Annotated in this window: 6 protein-coding genes; 2 read left to right on the forward strand and 4 right to left on the reverse strand. The window is 37.7% G+C overall.

From position 1 onward, the window contains the following. Positions 1-282: 282 nt before the first annotated feature. Both ACQKN2_RS13580 and ACQKN2_RS13585 read right to left on the reverse strand, forming a co-directional pair. The gene (locus ACQKN2_RS13580; RefSeq protein ID WP_427415405.1) at positions 283-1,656 is read right to left on the reverse strand and encodes an HD domain-containing protein; all 1,374 of its coding nucleotides are present in this window, start codon (positions 1,654-1,656) and stop codon (positions 283-285) included. A 313-nt stretch (positions 1,657-1,969) separates the two neighbouring features. Next, positions 1,970-2,194 (reverse strand): DUF1450 domain-containing protein, encoded by a 225-nt coding sequence (locus ACQKN2_RS13585; RefSeq protein ID WP_049667962.1) that lies wholly within the window; start codon positions 2,192-2,194, stop codon positions 1,970-1,972. A 496-nt stretch (positions 2,195-2,690) separates the two neighbouring features. Between ACQKN2_RS13585 and ACQKN2_RS13590 the strand changes: the two genes are divergently transcribed. Then, positions 2,691-3,338, forward strand: coding sequence for an RsfA family transcriptional regulator (locus ACQKN2_RS13590; protein WP_427415406.1), 648 nt, complete (start codon positions 2,691-2,693; stop codon positions 3,336-3,338). Between the two features lie 75 nt (positions 3,339-3,413). On the opposite strand, the gene ACQKN2_RS13595 is transcribed toward ACQKN2_RS13590, so the two are convergent. Next, positions 3,414-4,250, reverse strand: a complete 837-nt coding sequence (locus ACQKN2_RS13595) for a lipoate--protein ligase family protein (RefSeq protein WP_427415407.1) — start codon at positions 4,248-4,250, stop codon at positions 3,414-3,416. Positions 4,251-4,407: 157 nt separating this feature from the next. Between ACQKN2_RS13595 and hemQ the strand changes: the two genes are divergently transcribed. Next, positions 4,408-5,157 carry a hydrogen peroxide-dependent heme synthase gene (gene hemQ / locus ACQKN2_RS13600; protein ID WP_427415408.1) on the forward strand — a complete coding sequence of 250 codons (750 nt, stop codon included), beginning with the start codon at positions 4,408-4,410 and terminating at the stop codon, positions 5,155-5,157. Between the two features lie 42 nt (positions 5,158-5,199). Here the strand turns inward: hemQ and ACQKN2_RS13605 are convergent, their stop codons facing one another. After that, positions 5,200-5,382, reverse strand: a complete 183-nt coding sequence (locus ACQKN2_RS13605; protein ID WP_079559343.1) for a hypothetical protein — start codon at positions 5,380-5,382, stop codon at positions 5,200-5,202. Positions 5,383-6,000 lie beyond the last annotated feature (618 nt).

Here is a 6,000-nt window from a genome sequence, read left to right on the forward strand (position 1 = left end):
GTGCTTTTGTGACACCTTTAATAATAGGTTTCACCCCGTTAGGGTTTAAGACTCATAGTAACAGATAATACTAAACAAATTCTAAACAATCCAGGACTTTTTATTTATAATATTCTAAAAATTTCTATATAGTTTCCACTTTTTTCATCTTTATACAACGACAAAAAAACAGCGAAAATAACTCATATAGAGTACTTTCACTGTTTTTCACTATAGGTATGTCGGAATACTATTAATTCCATTTATTTTTTATACACACAATTATACACAAAAATTTTTTTATTAATTTTTCCCCTGGCCTTGCAGCAAGGCTAATATTTGTTTCTTCACAGCTGGTTGGGTACTGTTGTCCTCTAGGAAATCTAGTGGGAAATATACTTTATGATCTCGCTTCATGCGGCCGGAAATAGAATCAACAATAATAGATTCACGTGATAACTCTCGTAGCTCTCCATTTTTCATTTCTAAGAAAATAGGAACACGGACTTCTTCTTCTCCTGGTCGATAAAAGTCATAAGGTAAATCTGCTGTCGTATCATGGACAAGATAATATTCTGGATTTAAATCAGCTTGCTTAAAGAGCTCTTGTAGTTTTTGATATTTATCTAGCTCTACACCTGGATCTAAATCGATGTACTGAAATAACTTTCGGTTAACAAAGCGACGGCTTAAGTCACTTAATATAGCATCTTCTTCTTGCATCCAAAGTTGAAAATATGTAAAAAGAATACTCTCATCTAATGCAAGATAATCATCAAGCGTAATGGAGTTGCGGAAAAATGCTAAAAAGTGTGTAGGCTCGTGCTTAAATTTATAGCCTGCCAAGCTTAGCTGCTTAGCTCTTTTTAAAATATTATTCAATACAACCTCTGCACTACGAGATACCGGGTGGAAATAAATTTGTAAGTACATTTGATAGCGGCTCATTATATAATCCTCTACCGCATGCATGCCCGTTGCCTTGATAACGACCTGATTTTTCCGTGGACGCATTACTCTTAAAATACGCTCCATATCAAAATGACCGTAGCTTACGCCAGTGAAATAAGCATCGCGCTGTAAGTAATCCATACGATCAGCGTCGATTTGACTTGATATTAAACTAACGACCTGCTTATTCGGATATGTTTTTTCAATGACCTGTGATACTTTCTCCGGGAAATCTGCCGATACTTTTTTTAATACGGCATTCACTTCTGTATCACCGAGCAAAATTTGTCTTGTATAAAATTCATGATCAAGCTCAAAAACATTTTCAAAGGCATGTGAAAATGGCCCATGCCCTAAATCGTGTAATAGGGCTGCACAAAGCACAAGCAGACGTTCATCTTCATCCCATTCCGGACGACCTGCAAATATATCATCTACTATGCGGCGTACAATTTCGTAAACGCCAAGTGAGTGACTAAAGCGACTATGCTCCGCTCCATGGAATACTAAAAATGTTGTACCGAGCTGGCGAATTCGACGTAGTCGCTGAAATTCTTTCGTACCAACTAGATCCCAAATCGCTTGATCCCGTACATGCACATAACGATGCACTGGATCCTTGAATACTTTTTCCTCTTGTAATTTAGCTTTTGCATAATGTGTCAATTGTACAGCACCCCCGTTTCCTATTTGTTCTATTATATGCGATAAATACAGGACTAGCATACATACTGCCTTTTAATTATAGAGACTATCAACCTAACTCACTGTATTCTCGTCTTATTTTAGGTTTCTATTGACCTAATTTCCAAGTGATGAGGCGATGTGAACGTGAACCTTCCGTCGCTTCGATGAATTAATCCGTCACTTCGATGGTTCTTTCCGTCGTTTTGCCTCTTCTATCCGTCGCTCTGGCAGTTCTATCCGTCTCCTGCATGACCTTCCGTCACTCTGACTCTGCTATCCGTCGATATTAAAAATCCACATAAAAAACAAAAACTATCTCCAACTAGACTAGTGAAGATAGCGTTTTGTTTACTTATTTTTTTAACTTTGCTAAAACCTTTTCCATTAGTTCTTCTTCCGTTAATGCAGCAACAGGACGGCTATTTACAAAGGTAAATGTTTTTTTACGTCCTGGGCCACAATAGGAATGACAGCCAATTTCGATGGTTGCATCAGGATCGATTTCCTTTAATTTTGGAATTAACGTTTTTAAGTTAACGGCCTGACATTCATCGCAAACTTTAAATTCGTTTGCCATTTTGTCAACAACCCTTTCTATATAGTATTTTTTTAACTTCTTTCAGCAGAAAGTCTCCCACCTCTATAGGTGGTGAGATGAATGCGGTTTTAAATCACTTCTCAGCGGGTGTCCAAACATCCGCTGAAAGAAGTTAAAGCCTCCGGCGGATGTCACGGAATCAGAATGGAGTTCTTAGGGGATGTTAGCCTAAAATCATCGCATCCATGCGATAACGGCTAACTGACCTGCATCGTGCAGGCCTAAGCACAAAGCTGATTCCGGACGCAATTATGTCGAGGCATAATTGATTCAAATCAAAAATCGTTTCTATTGAACGTATGACTTTCACATATTTAAGTATGTAGCATACGTACAAACCTACATCGGGTATTGTATCGCATTATTCCCCTTGTATTCAAGCATAATTCCTTCCACATGGATGAATAAAAGGTTAAAAGATTGGTCATGCTAGTTGTAAATAAAAAGTTCCAAATAAAGGTGGGAGGATTTTAATATGAGTAAAGTCAGACAAGATGCTTGGTTAGATGAAAACGATGAATTATTAGCAGAGGCGGTCATTCGCCATGTGACGGAAGGTAGTACACAGTTAAATGCCTTTGAAGAAGCTGGTGATGCTTTGAATCGTACTGCTGCTGCATGTGGTTTTCGTTGGAATGCTGTTGTTCGTAAAGAATACGAGGAACAATTATCAGAAGCAAAAAAAGAAAGAAAAGAAAGAATGCGAGTGTTAGGAGCTCCGGCAAGACGCCGTGCTTCTAGTATGTTTACAGTTAATAGTAGTGCCGCAGAGGGTAAATCAATTCCTCTATCTGCATTAAATCTTGATATTGTCATAGCCTATTTATTACGTTTACAGCACTCTGGTGAAATAGGTAATGAGTCTACAAAATGGCGACAACTAGTACACGTAACATCTGAGAAAAATAAAAAACTAGAGAAAACCATTACACAGCTAGAAGAGGAAAATAGAGCTATTCGAAAAGATTACGAGCAATTTGTACAAATTATGAACCGTGCTAGACGACTAGTTACACTAGATGAAGAGGATGAACGAATTGCACCAGTTTTCAAAATGGAGAAAAACGGAAATCTTGTTGTAAGTAGCCCTTATACACAAGAAAATGGCGATGCGCTTAATTAGCAGCATCGCTTTTTTCTTTGCAACGATCTATCTCGCACGATATCTCACTGACATCCGTTGAAGGCTTTCACTTCATCACTTCGGTTCAAGCATTTTCGTATTTCGTTCAAAAATGCGTTGTAAATAAAACGCATATAGTGTTATTTCTTCATCATGAAAAGATTCAACTCGAATTTCTTCTTCTGCCATATTGTTAAGAAGTTGCTGTAAACGAATAACAACAGCTTCCACTGTTAATGATACGTCCATTAGTTCAGATAATGACGCCATCACATCAGGGACAATATTAGGATACGTAAATTTCGTTTCTTCTCCTTTTAGACTTTCCTCATAAAAGTCACGAATGAGTGCGGCTCGATTTGAACCGCTTCCTTCAACACATAAATAAATTTGCACTGCCACGCCTTGACGTAAGCGTCTCTGAGAAATACCAGCAAATTTCTTTCCTTTAATACTTAAATCATAGGAGCCTGGACAATAGGATCCTACAATTTCATAGGCTTCAATTTGATCTGCTACTTCAGGGAACAAGCTTTTTACTAAAGCTACCATTACATCATAGCCATCATTAATACTAAGCGCTTCCGTTTGTTCAGATAATACAATAGAAATATTCAGTACACCTTCATCGAGCACTACTGCTAATCCACCTGAATTGCGAACGATAGGTTGATAGCCTTGTGCTTTGAGCAAGTCCATGCCCTGCTGCACATATGGTAAACGGTGATCCTGAATACCTAGCACAACAGATGCATCATGTACCCATGTACGAATAGTTGGCGGAGAGGCTAATTGTCCAACTAGCTGACATAAAGTGTCGTCTGTTGCAAAGGATTCAAGCGGCGATCTTTGCTTCGCGCTAATGGATTGATCGTAAAAACGCCAAATCGGCTGTTGTAAAATACTTTTCATGATTGGAGCTCCTCTATTTACATCTCTTCTCTTTAGAATACATTATCTATGGAAGGTGTCAAATTCGTGAAATACAATCATGAACTTAGGGATTTTGTACAAACTATGATAAACTAAATTTCGAATGATATTCACTTATAAAGGAGTGTTTTTAATAATGAATGAAGCAGCTATTACTTTAGATGGTTGGTACGCTTTACATGATTTCCGCTCAATCGATTGGGCTTCATGGAAACTAGTTTCTGCTGAAGAACGCCAAGCAGCAGTAGAAGAATTCATTGCATATTTAGAAAAATTAAACGAAGCTGATATCGCTAAAACAGGTGCCCATGCATTTTACGCAATCGTTGGTCAAAAAGCTGACTTTATGATTATGACTTTACGTGAGACAATGGAAGAACTACAAGAGCTTGAAGCTGATTTCAATAAATTAGCGATTGCTGATTTTACAATTCCTACATATTCATATGTATCTGTTGTAGAGCTTTCTAACTATTTAGCAGGTGATTCGGACGAAGATCCATACCAAAATCCACATGTGCGTGCTCGTCTATATCCTGAGCTTCCACGTGCTAAGCATGTATGCTTCTATCCAATGGATAAGCGTCGCCAAGGCAATGACAACTGGTATATGCTTTCAATGGATGATCGCAAATCGCTAATGCGTTCTCACGGTATGATTGGTCGTGGCTATGCTGGTAAAGTTAAACAAATCATTACTGGTTCTGTTGGCTTCGACGATCATGAATGGGGCGTTACACTATTCGCAGATGATGTACTACAATTCAAAAAATTAGTATATGAAATGCGTTTCGATGAAGTGTCAGCTCGCTACGGTGAGTTCGGTGCATTCTTCGTCGGTAACCTTCTTGATCAAGAAAAACTTGTGAAATTCTTAACTGTCTAATTAAATATAAAAATGCGAGTCCACCAATCGGACTCGCATTTTTTAATATTCGCTTTCTTCGCTGTTCTCTGATTCCAATATTAAAATAATTGTATGAATAAAAAAACCAGCTAGAATCATCAGGAAAACTAAATACCAATTATACGGTTGCTGATAGTATTCTGCTATCCCAACGGCGATGAATGCACTTATGATAATTGCTACAAACGTACCAAAAGTATGCATTATAACACTCCTTCATGAAAGCAAAAAAATAATTTCCAACTTTAGTATGTCACCGTTTATTTTTAATATACTTGCAAAACATCAGATTCCATCTACTCAATCAAAAAAATAAGAAAGTGTCATCCAGTAGGATGACACTTTCTTATTTTCATATGGCTGCACTGTGCTTCAAGATCTTTCACCTTTAACCTTCAAAATTAATATAATCGTATTGATGAAAAATCCCACTACGATTATTAGTATAAAGAGATACCAATGGAGTGGCTGTCCGTAAAAACTCCCTACTAAAAATGCCAGCACAGCACTCAACAAAATACCTACCCAAACACCAATCTCCATACCTTGTCACCTCACATGTATTCAATACACATGCAATGTCCTATCTCACGTTCCCCATTATATTTTCCATTCTCTATTTACCCATTTTTATAAGGCGTTATGGTCATGAATTTAAAACCTGGCCCTCTTATACAAACGACTCGTCATTATTAATATATGCTTAGCAATTTTAAATTGTGAATTTCTTTCAATCAATTATGCCTCGGCATAATTGCGTCCGGAATCGGCTTTGTGCTTAGGCCTGCACGAGGGCCGACACGATGTCGGTCATTTCGGTAA

The organism is Lysinibacillus sp. NPDC093688, assembly GCF_050280145.1.
GTDB lineage: Bacteria > Bacillota > Bacilli > Bacillales_A > Planococcaceae > Lysinibacillus > Lysinibacillus xylanilyticus_B.